At 58.9% G+C, this 24139-nt stretch carries 23 protein-coding genes and 2 pseudogenes; 6 read left to right on the top strand and 19 right to left on the bottom strand.

Annotated features, from left to right (window positions below):
* Positions 1 to 14 precede the first annotated feature (14 nt).
* Positions 15 to 287 (top strand): hypothetical protein, encoded by a 273-nt coding sequence (locus tag XH84_RS39760; protein WP_164937379.1) that lies wholly within the window; start codon positions 15 to 17, stop codon positions 285 to 287.
* Positions 288 to 514: 227 nt separating this feature from the next.
* Here XH84_RS39760 and XH84_RS14660 read toward each other — a convergent pair whose 3' ends face one another.
* From XH84_RS14660 to XH84_RS14630, 7 genes and pseudogenes are all read right to left on the bottom strand, one after another.
* Positions 515 to 745 carry a hypothetical protein gene (locus XH84_RS14660; RefSeq protein ID WP_128948391.1) on the bottom strand — a complete coding sequence of 77 codons (231 nt, stop codon included), beginning with the start codon at positions 743 to 745 and terminating at the stop codon, positions 515 to 517.
* Positions 746 to 797: 52 nt separating this feature from the next.
* A pseudogene (gene tnpC, locus XH84_RS14655) lies at positions 798 to 2033 on the bottom strand (IS66 family transposase); the annotation flags it as partial.
* 226 nt (positions 2034 to 2259) lie between these two features.
* On the bottom strand, positions 2260 to 2946 hold the full coding sequence (locus tag XH84_RS14645; RefSeq protein WP_128948390.1) for a hypothetical protein: 687 nt from the start codon (positions 2944 to 2946) through the stop codon (positions 2260 to 2262).
* Between the two features lie 1139 nt (positions 2947 to 4085).
* Entirely contained in the window at positions 4086 to 4253 is a 168-nt protein-coding gene (locus tag XH84_RS39755; protein ID WP_164937378.1) for a hypothetical protein, read from the bottom strand.
* A gap of 522 nt (positions 4254 to 4775) precedes the next feature.
* Positions 4776 to 5075 (bottom strand): annotated as a pseudogene (locus XH84_RS14640) (SOS response-associated peptidase family protein); the annotation flags it as partial.
* A 17-nt stretch (positions 5076 to 5092) separates the two neighbouring features.
* Complete coding sequence (locus XH84_RS14635) at positions 5093 to 5515, bottom strand: hypothetical protein (RefSeq protein ID WP_128948389.1); 423 nt, start codon at positions 5513 to 5515, stop codon at positions 5093 to 5095.
* 103 nt (positions 5516 to 5618) lie between these two features.
* The gene (locus XH84_RS14630; RefSeq protein ID WP_245471749.1) at positions 5619 to 5840 is read right to left on the bottom strand and encodes an excalibur calcium-binding domain-containing protein; all 222 of its coding nucleotides are present in this window, start codon (positions 5838 to 5840) and stop codon (positions 5619 to 5621) included.
* A 678-nt stretch (positions 5841 to 6518) separates the two neighbouring features.
* Between XH84_RS14630 and XH84_RS14620 the strand changes: the two genes are divergently transcribed.
* The 5 genes from XH84_RS14620 (at position 6519) to XH84_RS14600 (ending at position 12416) form a co-directional block, all read left to right on the top strand.
* Entirely contained in the window at positions 6519 to 7496 is a 978-nt protein-coding gene (locus XH84_RS14620; protein ID WP_128948388.1) for a hypothetical protein, read from the top strand.
* A gap of 178 nt (positions 7497 to 7674) precedes the next feature.
* Entirely contained in the window at positions 7675 to 7905 is a 231-nt protein-coding gene (locus XH84_RS14615) for a hypothetical protein (protein WP_128948387.1), read from the top strand.
* A gap of 1272 nt (positions 7906 to 9177) precedes the next feature.
* Positions 9178 to 9411 carry a hypothetical protein gene (locus XH84_RS14610; RefSeq protein WP_128948386.1) on the top strand — a complete coding sequence of 78 codons (234 nt, stop codon included), beginning with the start codon at positions 9178 to 9180 and terminating at the stop codon, positions 9409 to 9411.
* A gap of 1062 nt (positions 9412 to 10473) precedes the next feature.
* Positions 10474 to 11103 (top strand): FMN-binding negative transcriptional regulator, encoded by a 630-nt coding sequence (locus XH84_RS14605; protein WP_128948385.1) that lies wholly within the window; start codon positions 10474 to 10476, stop codon positions 11101 to 11103.
* A 395-nt stretch (positions 11104 to 11498) separates the two neighbouring features.
* Positions 11499 to 12416, top strand: a complete 918-nt coding sequence (locus XH84_RS14600) for a TauD/TfdA dioxygenase family protein (protein WP_128948384.1) — start codon at positions 11499 to 11501, stop codon at positions 12414 to 12416.
* A 175-nt stretch (positions 12417 to 12591) separates the two neighbouring features.
* Here XH84_RS14600 and XH84_RS14595 read toward each other — a convergent pair whose 3' ends face one another.
* From XH84_RS14595 to XH84_RS14540, 12 genes are all read right to left on the bottom strand, one after another.
* Positions 12592 to 12834 carry a DUF2274 domain-containing protein gene (locus XH84_RS14595; protein ID WP_128948383.1) on the bottom strand — a complete coding sequence of 81 codons (243 nt, stop codon included), beginning with the start codon at positions 12832 to 12834 and terminating at the stop codon, positions 12592 to 12594.
* A gap of 4 nt (positions 12835 to 12838) precedes the next feature.
* The gene (locus XH84_RS14590) at positions 12839 to 14050 is read right to left on the bottom strand and encodes a TraB/TrbI/VirB10 family type IV secretion system protein (RefSeq protein WP_128948382.1); all 1212 of its coding nucleotides are present in this window, start codon (positions 14048 to 14050) and stop codon (positions 12839 to 12841) included.
* On the bottom strand, positions 14047 to 15081 hold the full coding sequence (trbG, locus tag XH84_RS14585; RefSeq protein ID WP_164937377.1) for a P-type conjugative transfer protein TrbG: 1035 nt from the start codon (positions 15079 to 15081) through the stop codon (positions 14047 to 14049). The genes XH84_RS14590 and trbG overlap by 4 nt, the downstream gene beginning before the upstream one ends.
* Positions 15078 to 15761 carry a conjugal transfer protein TrbF gene (gene trbF, locus XH84_RS14580; RefSeq protein ID WP_128948381.1) on the bottom strand — a complete coding sequence of 228 codons (684 nt, stop codon included), beginning with the start codon at positions 15759 to 15761 and terminating at the stop codon, positions 15078 to 15080. Before trbF ends, trbG begins: the two co-directional genes overlap by 4 nt.
* A gap of 91 nt (positions 15762 to 15852) precedes the next feature.
* Complete coding sequence (trbL, locus tag XH84_RS14575; protein ID WP_128948380.1) at positions 15853 to 17079, bottom strand: P-type conjugative transfer protein TrbL; 1227 nt, start codon at positions 17077 to 17079, stop codon at positions 15853 to 15855.
* Entirely contained in the window at positions 17076 to 17444 is a 369-nt protein-coding gene (gene trbK-alt / locus XH84_RS14570) for a putative entry exclusion protein TrbK-alt (RefSeq protein WP_128948379.1), read from the bottom strand. Before trbK-alt ends, trbL begins: the two co-directional genes overlap by 4 nt.
* Positions 17444 to 18172, bottom strand: a complete 729-nt coding sequence (gene trbJ / locus XH84_RS14565) for a P-type conjugative transfer protein TrbJ (RefSeq protein WP_128948378.1) — start codon at positions 18170 to 18172, stop codon at positions 17444 to 17446. Before trbJ ends, trbK-alt begins: the two co-directional genes overlap by 1 nt.
* Positions 18169 to 20610, bottom strand: coding sequence for a conjugal transfer protein TrbE (trbE, locus tag XH84_RS14560; protein ID WP_128948377.1), 2442 nt, complete (start codon positions 20608 to 20610; stop codon positions 18169 to 18171). The genes trbJ and trbE overlap by 4 nt, the downstream gene beginning before the upstream one ends.
* Positions 20611 to 20620: 10 nt before the next feature.
* Positions 20621 to 20884 carry a VirB3 family type IV secretion system protein gene (locus XH84_RS14555; RefSeq protein ID WP_128948376.1) on the bottom strand — a complete coding sequence of 88 codons (264 nt, stop codon included), beginning with the start codon at positions 20882 to 20884 and terminating at the stop codon, positions 20621 to 20623.
* Positions 20884 to 21207, bottom strand: coding sequence for a TrbC/VirB2 family type IV secretion system protein (locus XH84_RS14550; protein WP_128948375.1), 324 nt, complete (start codon positions 21205 to 21207; stop codon positions 20884 to 20886). The genes XH84_RS14555 and XH84_RS14550 overlap by 1 nt, the downstream gene beginning before the upstream one ends.
* Position 21208: 1 nt before the next feature.
* Positions 21209 to 22123, bottom strand: a complete 915-nt coding sequence (gene trbB / locus XH84_RS14545; RefSeq protein ID WP_208757083.1) for a P-type conjugative transfer ATPase TrbB — start codon at positions 22121 to 22123, stop codon at positions 21209 to 21211.
* A 268-nt stretch (positions 22124 to 22391) separates the two neighbouring features.
* Entirely contained in the window at positions 22392 to 23726 is a 1335-nt protein-coding gene (locus tag XH84_RS14540) for an MFS transporter (RefSeq protein WP_128948373.1), read from the bottom strand.
* Between the last annotated feature and the right edge of the window lie 413 nt (positions 23727 to 24139).

Raw genomic sequence — 24139 nt, 5'->3', positions numbered from 1 at the left:
AAGAGAGATAGAGTATGAGACTGTTCAATCGTCTGTCACGTCTCGGACGGGCTTACAGGAAGTTGCCCGAACATCATAACTTCGCTGAACTTGCAGACAATATAGACGCGTTCGCAAACCATCTTCTTGACCGCGCCATAGGCAAGAATTTTGGCGGAGAAAGCTATTTGAATGCACCTAATACGTGGGAATGGAAACTGGGCCGCGACTTAAAGACCTTGGTGGAATACGCCCGCAGCTATGTGCCCAAAGATGTTGACGGGTTGCATCGAACACGGCGCGATTAGCGCGCTCGCCACTTTAACGCCGCAGCGATAAGGCAAGCTGTCGTCACCCCGGCAGAGCTGCGAGGTTTCAGGCGCATCAATCCCCCACAGCCGTATACGGGTGCCGTGAATCTCTAGCGTGTCGCCATCAATGAGGCTGGCCTGTCCCAATAGGTCTTTTGCAAAAGCGGGATGCAAAAACAGTAAGCGCTGTTCCGAACACACGGGTTCGAGACGTTAGCTGATCTCTATGTTTTTCGTTTGTGGAGGGCTGCCAGCCGTTCCGCCTCAGCTAGTGCCGCAGTTTTGGTTTTAAACGGACCAACGTCGTGTTCTTGCGTGTCGGGCAGCCAAGCAGGCAAGAACCACCAACCGCCCGGGCGGTAACTCGTGCTGTTCCTAATCGACCCGATTTGTTCGGCTATAAACCAACCGGGATCTACCCCGTCCTGTTGCCACAAGATGTTCTTGTCGCTCATCGGCGCGCCTCAAGAATGTCGGTTGGTCGATTTTCTTCGCCCAGGCCGGATTCTAGCCGTTTCCGTAGGCCCATGGCAACAAACTGTCGAGTTGGCGGTTCGTGTGACCGTTGACGATCCTGGTGAGCACATCGGTGATGTAGGCCAGCGGATCAATGTGATTCAGCTTACAGGTTTCGATCAAGGAGGCGATGACGGCCCAGTGTTGGGCACCGCCGTCAGAACCTGCGAACAGTGCGTTTTTCCGATTGAGCGTGATCGGGCGGATCGAGCGCTCGACGGTGTTGTTGTCGAGCTCGATATGGCCATCTTCGATGAAGCGCGTCAGGCCCTCCCAGCGTGAGAGCGCATACCGAATGGCATCGGCCAGCTTACCCTTTTGGCTGATCAAACCGAGTTTCGTTCGCAGCCACCTTTGGAATGCGTCGGCGAGCGCCCGGCTCTTCTGTTGTCGAACGAGATGTCGCTCGTCGGCGCTGCGACCACGGATTTCCTTCTCGATGGCATAGAACTCGGCGATATGCTTGAGCGCCTCGCTTGCAATAGGCGCGGGACCGGGGGCGGCAAGTTCGTAGAAGTTGCGCCGCATGTGCGACCAGCAGAATGCAAGCTGAACGTCGCCACGCTCGGCGAGCTTGCCATAGCCGACATAGCCGTCGACCTGCAGGATTCCCTTGAAGCCTGCCAGATGGGCGATCGGTCGATCGGCCTTGCGATCGGGGGCATAGACATAGGCGACGCCCGGTGGATCGGCACCGCCCCACGGCCGGTCGTCCGCCGCATAGGCCCAGAGCTGGCCGGTCTTGGTACGCCCGCGGCCGGGATCGAGCACCGGCATCGCCGTCTCGTCGGCGAACAGCTTGGGCCGTTGCCTGAGCTTGCCGAGGAGGCGCTCATGCAACGGACGCAGGTGGAAGGCTGCTTGCCCCACCCAGTCCGCCAGCGTCGAACGATCGAGCTCAATGCCCTGGCGGGCGTAAATCTGCGCCTGCCGGTAGAGTGGCAGGTGATCGGCATATTTGGACACCAGAACCTGGGCGACGGTTGCTTCGGTCGGCAGTCCGCCCTCGATCAACCGCGCCGGGGCCGGCGCTTGCATGACACCATCCTCGCAAGCACGGCAGGCATATTTGGGACGCCGGGTCACGAGGATCCGGAACTGCGCCGGGACTAGGTCGAGCCGCTCGCTTCTATCCTCGCCGATCCGGTGTAACTCGCCCTGGCAGCAGGGACAGGTCTTGTCCTCGATGTCGACGACGACCTCGATCCGTGGCAGGTGCGCCGGCACGCACCGAATCTCTCAGCAGATGCGGCCAGCTTAGACGCTGCTGCCGATCAGGCAATCGCAGCTTGCGGCGCGCCCGCGAAGCTGTGAAGGCGCTGTTGATTGCGAATGAGTTCTTAGAGCGCGAGATGGAAGAGCGGGTGTCGCGCGGGTACATTCGAGGCGTCAAGCACGGTAGGTTCAATACATATTCGGGCTGAGCACATGAAGCGTGACATCGATGAGGCCACTAAGCTTTGAACGGTGTATCAGGGTAATCAGGATAATCTCTGTCGAGCTCCTTCAACAACTCTCCACGGAGTATCCCCCAGAGTGCTAATATTGTATCCCGTGCGATTTCGGAGTCTTGCGACGTTATCGAACTGCCGTAGCCCAAGCGTGAGATGACGGCAGAAATCTGCTTTAGACTTTCGAATGGATAAAGACCGATAGATTTCTTTTCTGGGAAGCCGTACGTCGCCAACGCACTTGCGCAGGCGCTTAGTGATTTAGCATGTTGAATGGCCAAAACGAATTTTCTGGTTTCATGGGACAAAGCTGTGCGCTCTTCCCCTACATTCCGAAACGCACCCCGTACATCATCTATTCGGCAACTTAGGCTGTGCATGACCTTCGCGTATTCAGCCTGCGTGTGCGTTGGCGAATGCGTGTACTGTATTGAGTCCTGAACTGTAACCACAATTTTCTGCCACACATCAAAGAGGGCTTTCGTGAAAGCAACCCTCCGCTGAACGCAGAACGCGAGCCAAGCAGCCCCGATAGGAATCAAAACCGCAGGAACGACCCGCAGGGCGCTGCTATATGGGTCGCTAGCATTTGGGTTACCCCAACAACTAGCGGCTAACGAAAGTAGGGAAAGTAGGAGCACTATTAAGATCGTTCCGATGACTTGCTGCTTGAAGGTTTTGCCTGTCATGGGCCGCCTCCCGGATGGCTGCTCGCGTAGCCTATCTTACGGAGGCCTCGCCTTCAATTGCGGCGAGCGATTTTTGCTCGGGACAATCGCGTACCCGCCTGTTACCGCGAGTGCGAAAGCGCCGGTAACCCGTCAAAGCTCATGGCGTTCAACTAGGCCGGTTGTCGGGAGCGCTCTTGGACGCTTCAACGAACGCGCGTCCCACATCCCCTAGTTCAGCCTTAAATTCAATCTCCATCTGCTCGTCCGGTCCCTTGCGGACGCGCACTAAGTGGCGTCGGCCTTCGTCGAGAGCAGACGCAAGGGTGTCTTGCATCTGCTCCGCGGTCAGGCCCCGGCCCCATATGTGCCGCGTGACTACCAGCTCCATGAGTCGAGCTAGGTCTTCTCGATTACCGTCCGTTCGATCTGCTCCGGACATTCTCGCAGCCACTCAAATACACCTTCGAGACCGTACGACTGTTCGATTGCGGGATCGCCCGGCAGGGAGCCTGCCACCCTCAGGACGAAATCAACGTCAGACTTACGGTACATCCGGTCTTGCAGCTCGTATTCTTCACGCGTGACGGGATTACAGTCGTGGTAGTGCCTTGTAGCGATTAGTTGCATTCCCCTTGCCCCATACCCTCGGTTTGATAAATGACCCGCCCTGGAATCAGCGGCTCGACCGACTTTTGTGCGAACTGACCCGGATCGACAACGGCTTTATTTTTCGCGTGCGAGGGCTTCGCTACCTAGACGACGCGCGTGTCACAACGATAATAGGCGCCCAGAACGTAAGGTTTGTGAGGCGACAAACCTTACAGACTGTCAGGCATCGTACCTCACGAGGCCTGAGCATGCCGCCCGCTTGGGGCAGCGCTTAAGCAGTTCTCGCGAACGACGACGCCCCAGGCACCGCTCTAGGAACAACGGCCCGCAGTACGTCACCACGGCCTGCACCGCGTCGCGCGGAACGTACTGTCGGCGCGAAGCCACGTAAGCCAAGCCGGGCAAGATCATGTCCGGCAGCGAGTCAATTAGCACGAGAGCATCAATCGAGGTCTGACATTCACGCAGCCTCGCGAGCGCAGGCACGAGGATGTCCAGCGACGCTTCATACGTTGCGCCCCGCCGGGGCGCGTACTGGATTCGCTCCACTAGAACTCCCCCTTTGCAATGCCGAGCTGAACCACGTTGACTTCGATCCGCGAAACACCATCGGGCTTCGCGTCCCTCACTTCATATAGGGCGCGATTGCAAAGGCGCATGATGCGGTAACCCTGCATGAGCGGGAACGGCAACTCCTTAACGTCCTCGAACGTCATGTTCGATTTCGTCGTCGCCACCGCAGCGAGGTCGTTAAGATGCGTCGCTTTTGTCTGAGCATCGGACGGACTATCGAAGTGAACGCCATACTGAAGCGTTGGTAGCGGGGGAGCGCTACCTGCGTTCCCCCCGACACAGCTAACCTGAGTATCTGGTATCCATCGGTGAATGACGTCCACACCGGATCGAGGGCGGCGCGATCGGATAGAAAACCCGCCTAATCCTCAGGCTGCTTCGAGCTGCCTGTGTACGCCTTCTTCTTCACTTTAGAGATGAGCATGCCCCCTTAGAGTGGAAATCAAACTCTCGTCGCAGAACTGATGTGTAATCCATGCGCCCCAGAACATAGTCGATCAAGTTCTGCAAAAGGACCGCCTCGTTTAATATCTCACTTTGCGATTTGTTCTTTATCGCCCAGATCATGAGGGAAATAATGTAACCGCTCCGCCGCAATCCCGCCCGCTGTAGTTGCTCCATCAGCCGTCGATAGATTTCAGTTGCGGCTTCGTCGGAAGCGGTTATTCGGCGAAGCTGTTGAACGGCACAAGGCAACGGTTCTCGGGCTTTAGCCAGCCGCGCCAATGTGGTGATGACGTATTACGGATGTTAGTAACTGGCGGGCCACCCGCGCGCGGCGGCGGCGGCATGCCCCAGCGCATGAGCGTCATCTCAGTCCCGCCTTCCGTGTTGCGGATCACCGGCACCGGGTAGTCCGGAAAGACTCCGGGCATTGGCTGTAGGTTGCCGACGTAGCGGTTGACCACGCGGAAGAGCGCGAGGATGGCGGCTTGGTTGGTGGTGATGCTGTAAAGGTTGCACATGTGGGCAAACAACAAGGTCAGTTATTCAGCTTTCGGCACAATACCTGAACGGCCACGAAGCACCCGATGCAATATGGCTTAGCCGTGTTACCGTAGTTGCGGACGCCCACGACGTAAGAGCCTTTTGGACAAGTCGCCGTGACTGGCCCATAACCGCCGTTGACGTTTTTGGGGTCCAAGGGACCAGGATCCTGGCCCCACTCGCCAAGGCGAGCTATTTGGTAATCGTTGTAGAGTATTGTGATAGCGCCATTCAGGAAGCCAGATATGGTCACAGCCGCAATGATGGTGATGACCATAGAGCGAGGAATGCCCTTCTTGGCAATCGATCTTGTGATTGGCGCAACATTCAGGATTAGCCAGCCGCCAAGGGCGAGAATTCCCCATTTCAAAGCCTCAACGATCAGCGCTTTTATCAGTTCGTAGGTAAGCTCCCACATTTACCTCCTCCCGTTTCAACATGTTTCCGGCTGGGGGCCCCATTAAATGTCTTGGAGCTCAGCCTTGGGCCGCTAGAGAATTGGCCGAAACACGAACCTTAAACTACCGCGACGGCCATGGCTCACAAGCAACTCCGTCCCTGTCGCGATCATGATGTCTCCAGTACCCCGGCTCTCCCAGCCTCGCCGGTGCCAAGCCAAACAAGCGGGCAAACTCACAGTTGGGCGCGGACGCGATATGTCTGAGCGTTGTCGTGACCGGCCAAGGGCTCGAAGCCAAGACCCCGAAGACCGCAACAGCTAGTGTAACGGCTGAGATCGCCATCGCCGCGTTCATGACACGGCGCAGCTTGATAGCACGATCATGACGCGACGACACCGCACGGAACCTGCGCTGCAAGTTGCGCAGTCGCTGTTCAGGACCGGGACCGGGGCGAACCGGATTGAGGTTCGGAAGGTGCGGCATGGCCAAACCAAGGAAGTGCTATACAAAAGCGTCTGACTGAAAAAAGTCTATTCCAAGTAGCTTGGTAGCAATGTCTCTGCCAGAGGTTGTGGAGCCTAGCCCACAGCCCATTAGTCCGCGCTCACGAAGTCGCCCTCGCAAATCAGGCGAGAATGCCTATTTTTCCCGCATGCGTTCATTCGAATTTTGCCTGCCAACCAAAGGCACCACGGTCCCGAACGGCCCAGATTGGCTCCATGAGGTGAAGTACGACGGATATCGCCTCCGCATGGAGCGCGACGGCGATCGCGTGCGCCTCATCACGCGCATGGGACGCGCGCGTTAGCTGCGCGTGTTGCGATGAGGTCTTTCAGTCGATCCCTGGGGCGAGTTTTTGGGTTCGCGGCATTTTTCCAACACGCGGGGCGACCTGCCGTTGATGTACACGCATCCGTTGCCGCAATGTCAAGTACTAAGAATAGTTACGTTCGCCCTTGACGAGCGGTGAGCGGCGCTCAAGCATTGGTTGTTTAATCATCTCATGCGGAGGTTAGGAAAATGACCCGCCTCAGTGCGTTCCTTTGCGCTATGTGCGCAAGCGCCGTCGCATTGTTTGCTTTCACAAACTACGCAGAAGCGCAATGTGACCCGCGAGCTTTCTTGGTTCAAGAGATGAAGGACATTCGCGCCACGGGAGAAACCGAGCTGGCCTTTGTTCTTACCGCAAGTCAGGAGGAATTCGATCAAGCAAAAAAGAGCGGCGCCTTGAGTGGTTCCTATGGGTTGATTTCCGGCTCGGGCAGCTACGCTGAAGCCAAGGAAAAAGCTGTTCGGATAGCTCAAGCTACGAAATTTGACTACCGCAGCTCCTATGCGACAAGCTATTTTTCACAAACTTACTCGGCGCGGGCCATAGCCGCTTACGAAAGCTGCCTCAATCACAAATCGGCGGGGCTGCCTATCTGGTTGCGCAGTAGAGAGGGAGATTTTCTCACGTTCGAGGCGTTCTGGGTTGGAAGAAACCTCGACGATGCAAATGCAAACTATGATGCACCACCTCTCGTAAAAGGTGGCACCCTAGTCAGCAAGCCCGAGAAGTGGACTCAGGGAAAAACGGAGCAAATAGTCATTGAGCGTACTGGCAACGGCGATGTTTTTCTTCAGCTAAAGGTCGGCGGTGAAACGAACTCCAAGGTCATCGTAAGGGATCCGCCCCAGGTTGTATGGGATACTCAGCCTGTAACCTCGGATACCGTAATGAAGACCTGTTCGCACGGCCCCAACCCGGGTTGCAGCGCCGGACAGGTGGGGGACTGCATCCATCCAAAGCACCCGGGCGGCTACTTTGTTCAAAAAACTCGCTCAGTGACGCAGTTTTCGAGTTCCGACCCGGGGCGGTATTCCGAGCAATATGATCAGGATACCCCAGCAAAGGTTTGCGTCAAAATAACGCAAAGCACGGGTGCTTGCGAAGTCACTCAATGCGCGCAGGGCCGCCTCACAGCGAACGAAACATTTCCTAGAGCCGCTGAATAGATGAAGAACGGATTTGCGCGTGCTTCCTAGGCAACGGCCCCGACGATATTGCACGTCGGGGCCCTTCAAGGTCATCAAGCCGGTTACATCCGCTGTGCCTTTTGATCCCCGATGTCGTCGATTACCGCACGCGATCTGGTGCAGAACGTCGCACGGCTGCCGTATCAGCGTGGATCACATGCTGCACGAAAGCGCTCGGCCGCCAACTCGGCCGCGGATCGTTGACTGCTTCGTAGTTGCCGGCATACCGCCGGAGCAGCTCGTCGCCCGCATGCAGGAACTTGAGGCAGAGAAGATCATGGTCGCAGCCGGGCTCGAAAGCGCCAAAGAAGGCGACAACATCATCGCCCTGCCCCCAAGGCGCTCGACCGCTACAAGCGCGCCGTTGTGGAACTGGCTACAGAGTTGAAGCGCGGTGCCCCGACCGAGTTCGCGGCCATCCGCGAATTGGTGACGGCCATTGTCGTGCATGCCAGTCCCAGCCGACCGGGCGGTGCCGGGACAAAGGCTAATGCCGAGGATGACCGGAGTGTGCGGATTGATATCAAGGGGCGGCTAGCGGCCCTCTGCGGCAATCCAGCCCTATTCCCAAACATGGCTATGTCGGGGGGATCGTTGATAGCGGGGGAGCGCTACCGCCTTTCCCCACACTCACCACACCTAAGATACCTTATCAAGTCCTGCGCCTAAGCCAGAGCAGCTCAAACAACGCTCACCAAAGTCATTGTCGCCCGTAGTTCCGGTGCCGATCGAAGGTCCGAACGGGTCGATCGTGTCGTTTTGGGTCTGTATCGATCAACTCCGGTCCTCCCCGGGGAGCGGATATTCCCTCGGCCGAGGCGAGCCGGCGAGCGTGATTCCCTTGTGTTGACGCAAATCATGACGAGGTCAATCAATGGTGGGCCGCGCCTGAAGAGTAACAAAGGTCAACTGTTCTACGAGGTTCTTCTCAGCGACCGCGATTCCAAGATCATCTAGTGCTTGCCGTATCGCCCAGCGTACCGTCGGAGATCGTGTAGCTGAAGCTGTCCAAGGCGAGTTGCCCCTGCCCCAGGTCGGGGAACGCGCCATTGGCTTTGGACACCACGTTTCCATCGATGCAATCTCCCGTACCCCTCCTTCAACAACCCTACACCATGGCCTCTCGACCTTTCTGGGTCAGAGGCGCATTCTTGTGGACGTCCATTTAGTTCGTGCGATAACGAGGCAAGCAGCGTTAACCGAAACCGACGAAACCTGATCCGCCGCGACCTGACGTCGGCGCAGCGCGAAGCTGATCGCGAAGCGGAAGGCGGCTCATGAAGGGATGCATCCGGAGACGCAGCACAGCGGGGATCCATCGCCGATCAAACCGCCAAAATGGCGGTTTGATCGGCGTGATGGATACCGGCAAAGAGCAGGACACCGCCTCGGACCGTCGAGCGCGATATTACGCGCGGCCGGAAACTAGGCCCCGATCTGGACCGTATCGCCGGGACGTCGCTGCACAAGCGCGCCCAAGTGGACGCCTAGCGGCGCTGCCCGACCGAGGCGAAACCATCGCCGGGCCGCTGCCGGCATTCGGATGCGGGCGTGGCTTTCTGGGGTCCGTGCAGAAAGACGGCGCAGGACGCCCCATCGACGCTGCTGATCCTCAGGGTCGCAATGCTAGGAAGTTCGTAGGCAATTTGCTGGGGGCAAAATGGTCAAGGCATTTCGCAATACGGCGATGGCACTCACTTTTGTCGTGGTCGCCGGCAGCAATATCTATTGGAATTTCACGAACGACTACATCGCCTGCGGCCTTGCGCTGGCCGCTGGGGTCGCCGCCGCCTTTTGTGTTGAGCGTGCCTTCATCAAGTGGTCCCATCGCGAGATGGTCCGCATCCACGGTCCTGACTGGAGTTCGGCGAAGGACCAACAGCCCGGCGGATGAGGCGGATCCGCGGCCGTTCAGCATCGAGACGGTTGCAGCAGACTTCGATGGCGGCGGCTCTGCTGCCGTTCGCTGCGACTGGAAACGGTTAGACATTTAGCGGAGTGTAATTACGCTCCGAAGTTGCAAGCAGGCTTGTCACCATTCGGACTAACTAAGATCGGAGTAGCAGCGATGCCCCGAAAAAACGGTTCTAACGTTTTGACTGCCGCAACAGGAGTAGCGCTTCTCATTTTGGGAATAGCCATTCTTGGTTCCTTCGTTGTCGATATAAGAGATAATCGCGTCGTCGTTAACGGCGGCGCGTGCGTACTATTTGGATTGGTTCTTTTGTGGTGGACCTTGGTGAAAACGGAAGCTGGGGGATCGGCTTCGAAACCGTGACCATGACGGTCACAGTGGTGACGGCGGTGATCGCAATTTTGGCGTTAAACGTCGTCCCGTGAGTGCGCGATAGAGTATAGGCTCACTATAAGCCAGAACGGCCGCGATGCCGACCTGGCGTGCGCCGCGTTTCAGCCTGCCGAGTTACAGGCGACGACGTCATTACTCGTCGTCCAGATCCAAGAGGTTCTCGCAAAACGTGTCGCCGGTTTCAGCGCGCCGTTCAGGATCATTTCGGCGATGCGGCCCGGGTACATCGAGTGTCGCGCCGCAAGGCGCCGCGTTGGGGCGCGACCAACTGGAGCAGGGCAGCAACCTCACCCGTTTGCGTCTTGAGCATAGGGCGATAAGTGAACGACATTAGGACCTCAATTCATTTGCAAGATATGTGAACAACGCGGAAGGCAGATCCGATGCGGGCCCGCCGGGTGGGCGCAGGTGATGAATCGCGGTGGCCGTGCCCGCGATCGAGCCGCGGATAGTCTTACCCAGCTTGCCCCAGCTGATCGGAAGAAGCTCTGCTAGCACTGCAGCAATGACGATAATCAGCGTTGATTGCTCAACTCGACGGGGCCAGGACGTAGTGGTTTTGAAACACGGTTAGGGGAACGACTGAAACTGGCAGTTTTCTAGCATATTGATTTAGGTTTATCTCCACGCTGCCAGTGGAGAGCCTTCATGTACATACCAGTCCCGTTTCGAGACGACGACATCGAGAACATTCGAGCGACAATCCGCTGCGCCCGATTGGCCAACCTGATCACGGCGACATCAGATGGGCCACTTGCGACCCCTCTTCCGCTCTTCCTCAATGAGAGCGAAGGCGAACACGGCGCGCTGTACGGGCATCTGGCGAAGGGCAATCCACAATGGCGCACGGCCCCGATTGGAGAAGCTCTGGCGATCTTTACTGGCGCGGACGCTTATGTGACGCCATCCTGGTATCCCAGCAAGCGACAAGCTGAACATGTGGTTCCGACATGGAATTACATCGCGGTCCACGCCCATGGGCCGATTGAGTTCTTCGAGGATCCCAATCGCCTGCTCGAGATCGTGACGCGTCTGACGAATATCCATGAGACGTCACGTGCGACGCCCTGGGCGGTCAGCGATGCGCCCGCGGATTTCATAACCGCCCAGTTGCGTGAAATCGTCGGCGTGCGCATCCCGATCACCAAAGTCGAAGGCAAGCGCAAGATGAGCCAAAACCGCCCCGCGGCAGATCGCATTGGTGTCGCCACCGGCCTAGCGGCGAGCAAACTGGCGCGGGACCAGGAAGTCGCAGCTCTTATCCCGATTCAGGACTGAAACACAAATGTGCATGACCAGCCAACAGCGCCGCTCGACCTGATGTTGCATCTACAGCTCTCCCAGGCTCCAGCGGTCGGGCCATCGATTACCTCGCGAAATTCACTAACGGAACAGTCAGCTCGGACTTACCGCACTGTTTAGAAACAGTTGTCCGTATTCTGACAGAGGCACAAGCTGGTGTCAGATCCAGTACAGCGCGCATAGTAAGCTAAAGTCCATTCGGCATAGCTTTCCCAGCGTCGCCTGGCATGCCCAACCATCGGCTCAGTTTATGGCTCGCGCCAAATACCACCGTTCGTTCAGTGCGCATTGACGGGTACTTGGCACGATGCTTGCTGAAGATTACTCGCTTCAAGAGGCGAGGAAGAGCGGCCAGGACTTGGAAAAGCAAGATGAGCGCAATGGCTTTGATCGGTGGCTTCATCCCGAGCACAGATGTTGTGAAACGTGCAGCGCGCATCGGTGCCGAAGTCAAAAATATCAAACTATCAGGCGATCTACCGGATCACGCGATCGCCGCGATCAGCAGCTTATTGCTCGAGCACAAGGTGATCTTCTTCCGCAATCAAGGACATCTCAATGACGCCGAGCAGGAGCGCTTTGCCGCTCGCCTCGGAAAGCTAGTGCCACATCCGATGCTCGGTGCTACCAAGGGGATGGGGTCGCTCCTCGAGTTGGATTCCACTCGCGGCGGCGGTCGCGCCGACGTTTGGCATGCAGATGGGACTTTCGCCGACGCCTATCCCAAGATTTTGGTCCTACGGGCAGTAGTAATGCCAACGTTCGGAGGCGACACCCTGTGGTCGAACACAGCTGCCGCTTATCTTGATCTGCCGCCGCCGCTACAACGGCTTGCCGAGGGCCTATGGGCCGTTCACAGCAATGTTTTCGATTACGCCGGGATGGCACGTGTCCGCGATGTCGACAAAAAACACTTTGACGAGGTGTTCACCAGAACAGTTTTCGAGGCCGAGCATCCCGTCGTACGCGTCCATCCCGAAACAGGCGAGCGGACGCTAGTGCTCGGCGCCTTGGTGAAGCACTTTGTTGGGGTCTCCAAATACGACGGACAAAAACTATTTGATCTTTTCCAGTCGCACATCACCGCACCCGAAAACACCGTGCGCTGGAATTGGTTAGAGGACGATATTGCGATATGGGATAACCGGGCAACGCAGCATTACGCGGTCAACGACTACGGGGACCAGCGTCGCATCGTACGTCGGGCCACGATCGAGGGTGACGTGCCTGTCAGCGTCGATGGCCGGAGTAGTGTAACGCGCCTGAAGGTAACGAATAGCCGCACCTAGACTCCAGCACTCTCGCGTCTGAAAACAGAGAGAACCCGGTAATCGGAGTTGTTCCGGGCAGACGCGGGAACACACTTTCCGATACGATATCCAGCTGTTAGCGCCAACTCGGCAGCGCCTGGGTTGATTACGGAACTATTTTGCGTCGACCAACAGCTTCGGGGACGCTTAAGCGTCACTGTCCTTCGTCAGTGGAGGGGGCGTGGCCTTCACGTTTCAGTTTAGAAAATCCTCGATCCGTCGCCATAAAGCGCGCCAACATGAGCGCGATGAGTTTAGTCGGATCGACCACTTGACCACCCTGACGCGTAAGCGCTTCTGCATATGCAATGAGATCACGATGCACGGCCGCAGGCAGTTCTGTGCTCACTTTGACGGGCTTGTCGTCTGGAAGCTCTCCTATTTTGAGTTTCGGCATGTTGTCACTTTCTATACGACGTAAGTATGAGGTCATGATTGACGAGAACGCGAACCGGATACCCGGGGCGCACGATCAGAGTAGGCTGAATGTTGAGACTCTGCCGAACGACCTGCTGTCCAGTTTGGCTTAATGAGTCGGAGGCGCCGTGTCGCAATGCCTGGATGATGGCGCTGTCGTTGCTGTTGGAGTCCGAACCGGCCCCCAGTTCTGTCCCGACCGCCAGAAACGTCGATAGTGCCGCAGCCTTAAAGAGTTCGCCCCAGTGATTGTCAACCCGATCTTCGAGGCCTGCATATCCTGCGGTGTCAGCGCCAGGCTGCCGCTCCAGAACGATTGAACGTCCATTCGGCATGATCAGCCGGGTCCAGACAAGCAGCACACGGGATTGGCCGAAAGTGACCAGGCTATCGTAAATCCCGATCAGGCGCGCTCCTTGAGGCACAAGAAGAAAGCGGCCGGTCGGCGTATCAAAAACATTCTCGGTTACCTGCGCTGTAACTTGGCCTGGCAGATCCGATCGAATTCCAGTGATGAGCGCCCCTGGAATCATCGTCCCAGCCTGCACGATGTATGGTGAAGCGGGTCTGGTGACACGGTCAGGGCTTACCGTGCGACGGTCGACAGAGGCGTTCACGAAGGCAAGCTTGCGGTCCTGGCCGTTCTGCGCAGATCCATCGTCGCCAGTGCTCGTTGCGTTCGGTGGCACCACGCGGTCACTTCCAACCGCCGCAGGGACGGGCGGACGCACGTCTCTTCCATTGGTCGAAGCGAACAAACGGCTGATACGCGCAGCTTCGGTCTCTTGTTCTCGACGCTGCTGGTCCGGATCAGCGCCGATCGTCGGCGGCTGGCCCTGGGCCGCGAGGATCGGTCGACCGAGATCCCCGGGGAGCGGCGGGCCAAGCTGCGGTATTGGCTGGCGCGGAACGCCAGCATAGTCCTTCGGCAGCGTCGTAATTCCGTCGGCAACATTGTGATGGTCGGTACCGTAAAGCTCATCGGCCGCCTGATTACGGGAGCGATTGTTCTGCAGCGACCACAGCACCGCTCCGCCGATGACAAGCAGGGCAAACGCGATCCCGCCGGCCAAGACCTTTCGTGACAATCTTGTCACGCGCGGATGCTCTGCTCTCAAGCGGAAACTTTCTGACTGCTCCCATTGTGTCTCCGGGGGAACTGCTTGCTCCCCATCGTTTACATTCCGGGTGTTCATGACGACGGCCTCCCGTCAGTCCTGACAATCCTGACCTTCTGCTGGTGCTCACCGCCTAGCCTGAGTTCAGCGGCAGCAAACAGCCGATCGACGATCAATACGTTGGTGTAAGCGCGATAGTTGACGAGCTCGGTTTTGCCATCCGGACCGATGACAAAGAGCGGAGGCATCTCACCTTGCACGATGCCTTGCGGGAATTCGATATAGACCTTGCGCCCATCGTCGTATGCAGCAATCGGACGCCAGGGAGGACTGTCCCCTTCGATGGCATAGCGGGAGATGCGCCGCGCCGGGTCCGGAAGAATGGGCCTCAGAGCGACCGAACGCGATCGTTCCCGTGCAGTTTCTGGATAGTACCAGGCAACAGACGGCATATATGGCCGTTCGCGGGCGCGGAGCTCGATCAGGTAGGTGCGCCGGTCGGTATTGACGACGAGATTGGTCTCGATCGAAGCTCGGGTCGGCTTGACCAGGATATGGACGCGCCGCGTGTCGCCGCTTCCACTCTCGGTATCGCCCACGACCCAGCGTACGGTATCTCCGGCCGCGATTGGCCCCGATCCCGTCAACTGCTCCCCCTCCTCGAGCGCGATATCCGTGATCTGCCCCGGCGCTGCGTAAATCTGATAGAGCGCCCCAGGACTGTAGGCGTAGATTTGCGCTGCGTTGAAATACCCCCGCTTGCGCGGTTCCACGCGGGCTGCGCCGTTTGCGGTCTCAACCCGGCTCACGGGTTCAGCGTCTTCTTTCCCTCCCGACTTGCCGCCGAGAGCAGGCTTCCAGAGGGGCGGAACGTGAAGAGGTCGCGATCTGTCGTCGAGAGCGACGGGCGTCGCCGGCAGCGGAGGAACTTCAGCGTCATAGCTGATCTCCGGCGGAATGTAGGTCGCGCACCCACCGAGCACGGACGAGCAAAGCAGAAGAGCGGATAGAAGTGCACGCTTCGAGCTCACGAACTCCGGCCAAGCCGAATTGAGCCTGCTTTTCTGAATGGAACATTTCGAATGAACGTCAGACGGCGTCTTGGTCACTGACCCAACTCCTTTGACCAGTTGATGGCGCGGACATAGACGCCAAGGGGATTCTTGCGCAGACGTTCGGCATCGCGCGGCGTCTCGATCACGATCGTTAGGATTGCAGTCCAGCGCTCAGTCGAGCTCAACGAGCCGTTGTCGTAGATGCGCTGGGTCCACGCGACCCGAAAGCTTTCCGACGACGCGCGAATGACGCTCGAGACGTCGACGGAGATTTGCGCCTTGCCAAGTCTGGCAAAAGGATCATTGTTGCGCGCGTAGTCGTTGAGCGCAGCGGCGCCGCGATCGGTCGTAAAATCATAGGCCCGGAGCCAGTTTTGGCGCAGAACGATGCCGTCGGCCGGCAGGCCTCTGACATCCTCGATGAAGCGCGCCAGATGGTAGGCGATCTGGGCATCTGTCGGTTGATAGTCGATGTTTGCCGGCGCGACCCTTTGGGCCTTGCCGAGATGATCGACCTCCACCACCCACGGCGTGATTGATCCCCGGCTCGATTGCCAGACAAGGCTGCCAGCGAGACCGGCCGACAGCATCAAACAGCCAAACGCCATTAGGCGCCAGTTCTTGGCTTGCACGCGCGCCGATCCAATGCGTTCGTCCCAAACCTGTGCGGCCTTTTGATAAGGCGTAATCGGCTCGGGCATGCGCCCGTAGTGAACTGATGGTCGTTTGAACATCGGGTTGCCCTTGATATCGAGTGATCGGTTTCAAGTCGTGCGCTAGGTGGATTTGAGGCGCTGCTGTGCGGCGGAGATGCAGTGGTGCGTCTCAGCGTTCTCCTTCGGACAAATCGACGGAGGAGCCGCTGCCACCGTGATCGCCCGAGCGGACAGCGTGGCCAGCGGCCGAGGCACCATGCCGAATGGTCTGAGCACGCTTCATGCGGCGCGCCCAATCAGGCTGCCCTTCAGCCGAGGTGCTCGCGCCTTGCTCGCCTGCTCGCCCTCCTCCGAAGGCAGCCGCGGCTCGACGCAAAGGGCTCATCGCAGCAGAGCTGCCGGCCTCCGCGATGCCAGCAACGCCGCCCCTTCGATATGCGGCTGATGCTCCGCTTAGGACAGCGCTGCCACTGCGCGCGGCGCCTGCAACCGCACCGCCAGCGAGACCGGCACCGCCAGCGGCGAGTCCCGCGCCAGCCGCAACAATGCCGCCAGCAGCAAGGCCTGTTCCAATCGCGGCCCCGGCGCCGAGTTGAGGTCCGCCCGACACTAGGCCGTTTGCGATACCCGGGCCGAAGATGCCGAGGCCCAGCAAGGAAAGCGCCGCGAGCACCAGCGTCATCGCGTCTTCGATGGTCGGCTGTGCATCGCCGAAACCTACGGTGAACTGCGAGAACAGGGTGGAGCCGATGCCGACGATGACGGCCAGGACCAGGATCTTGATGCCGGAAGATATCACGTTGCCCAGCACTCGCTCCGCCGCGAAGGCGGTCTTGCCAAACAAGCCAAAGGGAATGAGCACGATGCCGGCTAGCGTCGTGAGCTTGAACTCGATCAGGGTGACGAAGAGCTGGATCGCCAGAATGAAGAAGGCGAGCAGCACCACGACCCACGCGAACAGGAGAACGACGATCTGGACGAAATTCTCGAAAAAGCTGATGTAGCCCATCAGGTTGGAGATCGAGTCGAGCAATGGTCGGCCGGCATCAAGGCCGACTTGAGCGATCTTTCCAGGTCTTAGGAAATCCGATGCAGATAGGCTTGCGCCCGATGCTTTCAGCCCGAGACCGGCAAAGCTCTCGAAGACGATGCGTGCCAGGCTGTTCCAGTTACCGATGAGGTAGGCAAAGACGCCGACGAAGAGCGTCTTCTTGACGAGGCGCGCGATGACGTCCTCGTCCGTTCCCCAACTCCAGAACAATGCGGCGAGCGTGATGTCGATCGCCGCAAGAGTCGTTGCGAGATATCCGACATCGCTACCGAGCAGTCCGAAACCGTTGTCGATATAACGCGTGAACGTTTCAAGAAACTGGTCAATGATCCCCGTACCTGTCATGGCTTGCTCGCCTCAGGGGTCGCCAGGTTCGGATATCCCTGGGGGATCCGGCTTTGATCCTTTGGAGCGAGCGCCACGCCGGCGGCGGATTCGTCGCGGCCTGGAACTGCGGCACCGTCCATCTTGCCAAAGAAGCGACGGCGGTTTTCGGCCCAAACTTGCTTGCAACGCTCATAACGCTCTGCTTGCTCCGCAGTGACGCTGCGGCAGGGCGCGAGGTCTGAGCTGGTTGCGTCTGCCGTTTGCTCCGCCTTCGGCGGCGGAGGACCGTCTCCGCCGCGAAGCTGAATCGTGCAGGCAGTGACGACCAGGACGCCGATTGTCGTAAGCAGCGACAACGCCGTGAATGCCCGGATATCGGTCATCAGTGGAACATCTGCACGTTGGATGATTGATAGCCCTGCCCTGGCGTGAGAAACCGCCGAAGCTGCTCGCGGCCTTGGTCCTGGGCCGCCGCGCGTTGCGCGGCTTCAAGGCTTTGCGCCCTGCCCTGCGCCGTCACGACAGCCGTGAGGTCGGCGAGCTGCTGCGCGTTCAATGCCAGAATCTGATTGCCGGCCTGTGTCGCCTGCAAGGCACCGATAGCGCCTTGGCTCGAGCTAGCGAGCGCGGAGGTCTGGACGCGGTTGGTGTCGAGGTTGCCAACGATGCCTGCCTGGACACGAAGCGCGTCTTGCGTTGCGGCATATGAATTCTGCCAACGCGATTGAGCATTGGCGATCAGCAACTGATCCGACTGGCTACTGGTAGCTGGCGCGTAGCTCGTCGAGAAGGCACGATCGATCTGCTGGACGTCGTAGGCAATGCGCTGGGCTTGGGCCAGCAATTGCTGAGTCCGCTGGATGGAAGATTGCAGTTGCTGTATCGACGAGTACGGCAGGTTTGCCAGGTTCTTCGCCTGGCTGATCAACATCTGCGCCTCGTTCTGCAACGAGGTGATCTGATTGTTGATCTGCTGCAGCTCTCGTGCGGCAGTCAGGACGTTCTGAACGTAGTTGTTGGGATCGAAGACGATCAGCGCCCTTGCAGGCGCCGTGACGCCCAGGATCAGCGCGACCGTGCCAGCAGCCGCCAATAGACCAAGACGCTTCATAGCAATTTCTCCAGATTGACGAGATTGGGGATCAGGTCGAGGGCCCACGCGACGTCACGGTGCTGGAGCCAAGCCGGCACAAAGCCGTCAGGTCCATGTTCGGCAAAGAGTTGCGCGATGACAGCCTGGTCGGTCTTGGAAGAAGCTGCCGTAAAGGCGAGCGCGACTTCACCAAGCCCAAGTTCGAACATGCGGTTGCCCCGGCGCGACTGGCAGTAGTAGTCGCGCTTTGGCGTTGCCCGGCTCAGAAGTTCGATTTGGCGATCGTTGAGACCGAAGCGGCGGTAGATGGCGGTGGTCTGCGGTTCGATTGCCCGTTCGTTCGGTAGTAACAGACGAGTTGGGCAGCTTTCGATTATAGCGGGCGCGATCGCGGAGCCGTCGATATCCGACAACGACTGGGTAGCGAAGATGACAGACGCATTCTTCTTCCGAAGCGTCTTCAGCCATTCGCGGAGCTGGCCGGCAAAGTCCTCGTCGTCGAGGGCAAGCCAGCCTTCATCGACAATGAGGAGTGTCGGCCGACCATCAAGACGATCACCGATACGATGGAAGAGATACGCCAGCACGGCCGGGGCAGCGCTCGTTCCGATCAAGCCTTCGGTCTCAAATGCCTGGACCGACGCCTCGCCGAGGCGCTCGAATTCTGCATCGAGCAAGCGTCCAGAGGGACCACCTAGGCAATAGGGTTGCAAGGCCCTTTTCAGGGAATTGGATTGCAGCAAAACTGAGAGGCCCGTGAGGGTGCGCTCCTCCCTCGGCGCCGAAGCGAGAGAGGTGAGCGCCGACCAAAGATGATCCTTGACCTCCGGCGTGATCTCGACCTTTTCGCGCGCCAGGATCGCGCCAATCCATTCCACGGCCCATCCGCGCTCTGAGGGATCATCGATCCAGGCCAATGGTTGCAGAGCCACAGGGTTCTCGTCCCCGTCAGACAGTCCACCGCCGAGATCATGCCAGTCGCCGCCCATGGCAATCGCGGCCGCCCGGATCGAACCGCCGAAATCGAACGCAAAGACCTGCGAGTTCGGGTAACGACGGAACTGTAGCGCCATCAGAGCTAGAAGGACCGACTTGCCGGCACCTGTCGGCCCTACCACGAGCGTGTGGCCGACGTCGCCGACGTGGAGGGAGAATCGGAATGGGGTCGATCCCTCGGTCTTCCCAAACAGGAGCGGCGGACCCTTGAAGTGCAGATCCCTCACCTCGCCGGCCCACACGGCCGACAGCGGAATCATGTGGGCGAGGTTGAGGGTCGACACCGGTGGCTGCCGCACATTGGCGTACACATGGCCCGGCAAGCCACCGAGCCAGGCTTCGACGGCATTCACCGTCTCGATCATGCAGGTGAAATCGCGGCCTTGGATGACCTTCTCGACTAAGCGCAGCTTTTCATCAGCGGCATTGGGATCAAGGTCCCAGACAGTGATGGTCGCAGTGACAAAGGCTTGTCCGATCTGATCGGACCCCAGTTCCTGCAACGCCGCGTCGGCATCAAGCGCCTTGTTGTGGGCGTCGGTATCGAGCAGCGTCGAGGCCTCGTTTGTCACGACCTCCTTGAGGATGGCTCCGATGGATTTCCGCTTGGCGAACCACTGTCGGCGGATCCTGGTCACGAGCCTGGCGGCATCGGTCTTGTCGAGCATGATCGCGCGGGTCGACCAACGATACGAAAACGGCAGTAGATTGAGGTCATCCAGGATCCCCGGCGTCGTCGCTCCCGGAAAGCCGACGATCGTCAGAACCCTCAAGTTGGCTGAGCCCAACATCGGCTCGAGCCCGCCGGTAAGCGGCTGATCGGCCAACAGCGCATCGATGTACATGGGAATTTCGGGTACTCGAACGCGATGACGCTTGGTCGAGATCGTCGAGTGCAGATAGGTCAGCGTGCCCTGATCATCGAGCCAGGCGCATTCCGGCATGAACCCTTCGACCAGTTGAAGCACGCGGTTGGTTTGGTCAATAAATGCGCGGAGAACCTCACGCGCGTCTGCTCCAACGGTGCGATCCCGACCCTCATAGAGAAGTCGTTCTGCCTTGGCAGCCCCTTGCTCCGGTGGCAAATAGAGGAAGGTCAGGAAATAACTGGACTCATAGTGGGTGCCCGCCTCTTCAAACTGAGCTCTACGCTCCGTGTCGACCAGCGCGGATGCGACATCCGGAAAGGTGCTCGGAGGATAGGCTCCTGCAAAATGTCGCTGCGCCTCGACGAACACGGCCCAGCCGGATCCCAGGCGACGCAAGGCGTTATTCAAGCGACCGGCGACGGCGACAAGTTCAGCCGGCACTGCGCTGTCGAGGTCAGGCCCCCGGAACTTCGCCGTCCGCTGGAACGAGCCGTCCTTGTTTAGGATGATTCCCTCGTCGACCAGGGCTGCCCAGGGCAGGAAGTCGGCGAGCCGCGCGTTGGAATGGCGATATTCAGCAAGGTTCATCATGACCGAGAGCTCAGGTGTTGAGATGACCGGGGATGCGCAGATGTCGGCGCACCACATCGACAAAAGCGGGGTCGCGCTTGGCGGCCCAGACGGCGGCCATGTGGCCGATGAACCAGAGGACCAGACCCGCGATCCAGAGCCGCAGCCCCAGACCCAGGACTGCCGCAAGCGTGCCGTTGACGATCGCAACCGATCGCGGCGCGCCGCCCATCAGGATTGGCTCAGTGAGCGCGCGATGAACGGGCACGACAAAGCCTGTGATCGCCTCATCCATCAGATCACCACGCCACCGCCGAAGGAGAAGAACGACAGGAAGAAGCTTGAGGCCGCAAACGCGATCGACAGACCGAACACGATCTGGATCAGTCTGCGGAAACCGCCCGAGGAATCCCCGAACGCGAGCGTGAGCCCGGTCACCACGATGATGATGACGGCGATGATCTTGGCGACCGGCCCCTCCACTGACTGCAAAATCTGATTGAGCGGCTGCTCCCACGGCATGTTCGAACCAGCCGCCCATGCGGGTTGAACTACCAAAAACAGGGCGCCGTAGGCGGCCAACGACGTACCTCGAAGAAAGCGAAATTGCTGACGCATGTCAGTCTCCTGCTGTTGAAAGGCTGTAGTCGCCGGTGGTACCGAGCCCTGAGACCGTGGCGAGCTCAGCGAGGCGACGGTCAGCGCCGCGCCCCGCCAGTACGGCGATAACGTTGATCGTCTCGGCGATCAGGGCCCGCGGAACTGTGATGACGGCTTCCTGGATGAGTTGCTCGAGCCGCCGTAGCGCGCCGACCGCGGTGCCCGCATGAATAGTGCCGATGCCGCCGGGATGGCCTGTACCCCAAGCCTTGAGCAGATCGAGCGCTTCCGCACCGCGGACCTCGCCAACCGGAATACGATCAGGACGCAGTCGCAGCGAGGACCGAACGAGATCCGATAGTGTAGCCACACCATCTTTGGTCCGCAGCGCCACGAGATTTGGTGCTTTGCATTGCAGTTCGCGCGTGTCTTCGATCAGCACGACCCGATCGGAGGTCTTCGCCACCTCGGCCAGGAGGGCATTCGTCAGCGTCGTCTTGCCGGTCGAGGTCCCGCCGGCGACGAGGATGTTCTTCCGTGCATCGACCGCGGCCCTCAGGATCTTCGCCTGCTCCGAGGTCATGACCCCCCTGGCGACGTAGTCGTCGAGCGTAAACACGGCGACGGCGGGCTTGCGGATAGCAAAGGCCGGTGCTGCAACGACCGGAGGCAAGAGACCTTCGAAGCGCTCGCCTGTCCCGGGCAGTTCGGCCGAAACCCGTGGCGCTCCGGCGTGCACCTCGGCGCCCACATGGTGTGCCACCAGACGAACGATGCGCTCGCCGTCGACCGCAGACAGAGTTTCTCCAGTGTCAACCAACCCACTTGACAGTCGATCAATCCACAACCGACCATCCGGATTGAGCATGACTTCGATGATCGCGTCGTCTTCCAAGTAGCCCGCAATGGCTGTGCCAAGCGCGCTACGAAGCATTCGCGCACCTCGCGAATTCGCCTCAGATTGAAAGGAATGGATTGCCACGGTCGTCCCCACCGAATGAGGGTATTAAAGAGCGTCCTCAGATGGGAATGATTAGAAAAGGCACCGACTGACTTGGCGCAACAAGCGCTTACGGGGATCGTAGATTGGCGTAGAAAAAGAAGGACTGGGAGCATACTACAACTGCTCGACCGGACGCGTTCGGTTCGGAGAGTTGTTGATCAATGCTCGTCGGCAAAGTTTAAACGTTGCAGTTCGCTGCTCACCACTCCGCGTCGTCGTCAGCGGGCACTAGTACTACCGCTTGCTCGTTCGAGATGGTAGGCTCGAGTGCGTCGGAACCGCCAACCGGCATGAAGAGTGGAACCGAACCCATCCACCGGTTGAGAGATCGGAGCCACGGTAGCGCGAACCATGCGAACGCCGCGATCTGTACTGTTACGTTGAGACTGAAGGCAATTTGATAGGCCAGGACGGACTTATGACCATCGTCAGTGGGCCATTGCTCGAGGACCAAGCCAGTGCCGTATTGGGCCAGAAATGCCCAACCGAAGTGCAGCACGTTCAAGGCACCGTTTGCACGACCGGTGAGTTCTGGCGAAAAGTAATCACCGATGACCGCGAAGCTGACCACGGTCGCAGTTCCGACAATTGCGACAACGGACCAAGGCAGAATGGACGGCAGAGGCACGCGCAGAATCAAGGTAAACTCGGCAGCGATGAACAGCACCGCGACAATCGCTAATACTGTTTCCGCTTTCACTCCTCTTCGTCTGATGTAATGGACCATCGTACCGAACAACCAGGCACCACCGCAGAGCACGATCGACATCGTGAAGAGTTGCCCGACAAGGCTCGCACGATCGAGCCGCTCCACGTCCGTCAGCCACGGCGAGGCCCACAACCCCTGCAGGGACCAGGCCGATCCCACGCAAGTCGCTGATAACGGAGCAACTCGCAAGAAACGCCTGTCGCCAAAAACGGAGCTTAGCGTGACGCGCGTTGGTACTGTTGATGAGGCGACGACTCGTTCAGGAACCACCACATAGATGAGCACGGCCGTGGCACCAGTCGCAGCCGCCAGGATTTCGAAGAGCTGGCGCCAGCCGATCCAGGTGAGCAGATGCTCGGCGGGAGTCGTGGCGGTTACCGCTCCGAGGGAGCCCAGCATGATCATGTAACCGTTCAGCAAGGCCACTCGTTCTCTGGGAAACCAAAGAACAATGGACTTCAACCCAGCGGTCAGCGCTGCCGCTACCCCAAGACCGATCATTGCTCGTGAAATCAAGAGTGACGGCAATCCCGTGGATATCGCGAATAGGCCAGCACCTGCGGCGGCGACCGAGAGCAACGCACTTTGCACACGACGCGGGCCAAAGCGGTCTAGCAATATACCGATTGGGATCTGGGCCGCTGCGAACACCAGGAAATAGACCGACGTGAGTAACCCGAGGTCGGCAGTACCGAACCCGGCATCCGAGACGAGATGATCAGAGACCAGAGCGTTGATCGTTCGAAAAAAGTAGGAAAGATAGTATCCAGCAGCAAATGGGAGAAAAACGCGCACGATGAGACGCCATGTCCCTGAAATCCGCATGCTAGCTCTTCTTGCTCCTCTGCTCATTCGAGCCGATAGCGCGTCCAGCTTTTTGTCGGCTTGGCTAAATTGCGGCGGTCGTAGGCTGGCGTAGAAAAAGAAAGGACCGGCGAAGCAACTCGTCCACGTGGGCAATCAGGCCGCTGTTTTGATGTGACGAAAGATATCTCCCAGATCTAGCCGACAAGCCTGCCGCTCTTGTAAACGGGGTCCCAGTGAGACCTTCGCCCGACATGGTGCTTCACCAAGTCAAGGATTCGATCGCTATCAGCAGCAGAACCGTTCACTTCTTTCACTCGGCCTGCCAAAGCTCGTTGATCCACTGCCGACCGTCAGGGTTCAGCATGACTTGGACGAATTGCGTCGTCGTCCACGTATACGCGGTGCGGCCCAGCGCGCTGCTGAGCGTGCGC

The sequence above is a fragment of the Bradyrhizobium nanningense genome (assembly GCF_004114535.1).
Classification (GTDB): Bacteria; Pseudomonadota; Alphaproteobacteria; order Rhizobiales; family Xanthobacteraceae; genus Bradyrhizobium; species Bradyrhizobium nanningense.
Note: the sequence above shows the minus strand (reverse complement) of the source record. Positions and strands in the feature narration are given on the sequence as shown.

What these genes read in the sequence shown, in the direction of transcription:
- XH84_RS39760 (WP_164937379.1), top strand. Translation starts at nt 15, where the DNA reads ATGAGACTGTTCAATCGTCTGTCACGTCTCGGACGGGCTTACAGGAAG.
- XH84_RS14660 (WP_128948391.1), bottom strand. Translation starts at nt 745, where the DNA reads ATGAGCGACAAGAACATCTTGTGGCAACAGGACGGGGTAGATCCCGGT.
- XH84_RS14645 (WP_128948390.1), bottom strand. Translation starts at nt 2,946, where the DNA reads ATGACAGGCAAAACCTTCAAGCAGCAAGTCATCGGAACGATCTTAATA.
- XH84_RS39755 (WP_164937378.1), bottom strand. Translation starts at nt 4,253, where the DNA reads ATGACGTTCGAGGACGTTAAGGAGTTGCCGTTCCCGCTCATGCAGGGT.
- XH84_RS14635 (WP_128948389.1), bottom strand. Translation starts at nt 5,515, where the DNA reads ATGTGGGAGCTTACCTACGAACTGATAAAAGCGCTGATCGTTGAGGCT.
- XH84_RS14630 (WP_245471749.1), bottom strand. Translation starts at nt 5,840, where the DNA reads ATGGCGATCTCAGCCGTTACACTAGCTGTTGCGGTCTTCGGGGTCTTG.
- XH84_RS14620 (WP_128948388.1), top strand. Translation starts at nt 6,519, where the DNA reads ATGACCCGCCTCAGTGCGTTCCTTTGCGCTATGTGCGCAAGCGCCGTC.
- XH84_RS14615 (WP_128948387.1), top strand. Translation starts at nt 7,675, where the DNA reads ATGCTGCACGAAAGCGCTCGGCCGCCAACTCGGCCGCGGATCGTTGAC.
- XH84_RS14610 (WP_128948386.1), top strand. Translation starts at nt 9,178, where the DNA reads ATGGTCAAGGCATTTCGCAATACGGCGATGGCACTCACTTTTGTCGTG.
- XH84_RS14605 (WP_128948385.1), top strand. Translation starts at nt 10,474, where the DNA reads ATGTACATACCAGTCCCGTTTCGAGACGACGACATCGAGAACATTCGA.
- XH84_RS14600 (WP_128948384.1), top strand. Translation starts at nt 11,499, where the DNA reads ATGAGCGCAATGGCTTTGATCGGTGGCTTCATCCCGAGCACAGATGTT.
- XH84_RS14595 (WP_128948383.1), bottom strand. Translation starts at nt 12,834, where the DNA reads ATGCCGAAACTCAAAATAGGAGAGCTTCCAGACGACAAGCCCGTCAAA.
- XH84_RS14590 (WP_128948382.1), bottom strand. Translation starts at nt 14,050, where the DNA reads ATGAACACCCGGAATGTAAACGATGGGGAGCAAGCAGTTCCCCCGGAG.
- trbF (WP_128948381.1), bottom strand. Translation starts at nt 15,761, where the DNA reads ATGTTCAAACGACCATCAGTTCACTACGGGCGCATGCCCGAGCCGATT.
- trbL (WP_128948380.1), bottom strand. Translation starts at nt 17,079, where the DNA reads ATGACAGGTACGGGGATCATTGACCAGTTTCTTGAAACGTTCACGCGT.
- trbK-alt (WP_128948379.1), bottom strand. Translation starts at nt 17,444, where the DNA reads ATGACCGATATCCGGGCATTCACGGCGTTGTCGCTGCTTACGACAATC.
- trbJ (WP_128948378.1), bottom strand. Translation starts at nt 18,172, where the DNA reads ATGAAGCGTCTTGGTCTATTGGCGGCTGCTGGCACGGTCGCGCTGATC.
- trbE (WP_128948377.1), bottom strand. Translation starts at nt 20,610, where the DNA reads ATGATGAACCTTGCTGAATATCGCCATTCCAACGCGCGGCTCGCCGAC.
- XH84_RS14555 (WP_128948376.1), bottom strand. Translation starts at nt 20,884, where the DNA reads ATGGATGAGGCGATCACAGGCTTTGTCGTGCCCGTTCATCGCGCGCTC.
- XH84_RS14550 (WP_128948375.1), bottom strand. Translation starts at nt 21,207, where the DNA reads ATGCGTCAGCAATTTCGCTTTCTTCGAGGTACGTCGTTGGCCGCCTAC.
- trbB (WP_208757083.1), bottom strand. Translation starts at nt 22,123, where the DNA reads ATGCTTCGTAGCGCGCTTGGCACAGCCATTGCGGGCTACTTGGAAGAC.
- XH84_RS14540 (WP_128948373.1), bottom strand. Translation starts at nt 23,726, where the DNA reads ATGCGGATTTCAGGGACATGGCGTCTCATCGTGCGCGTTTTTCTCCCA.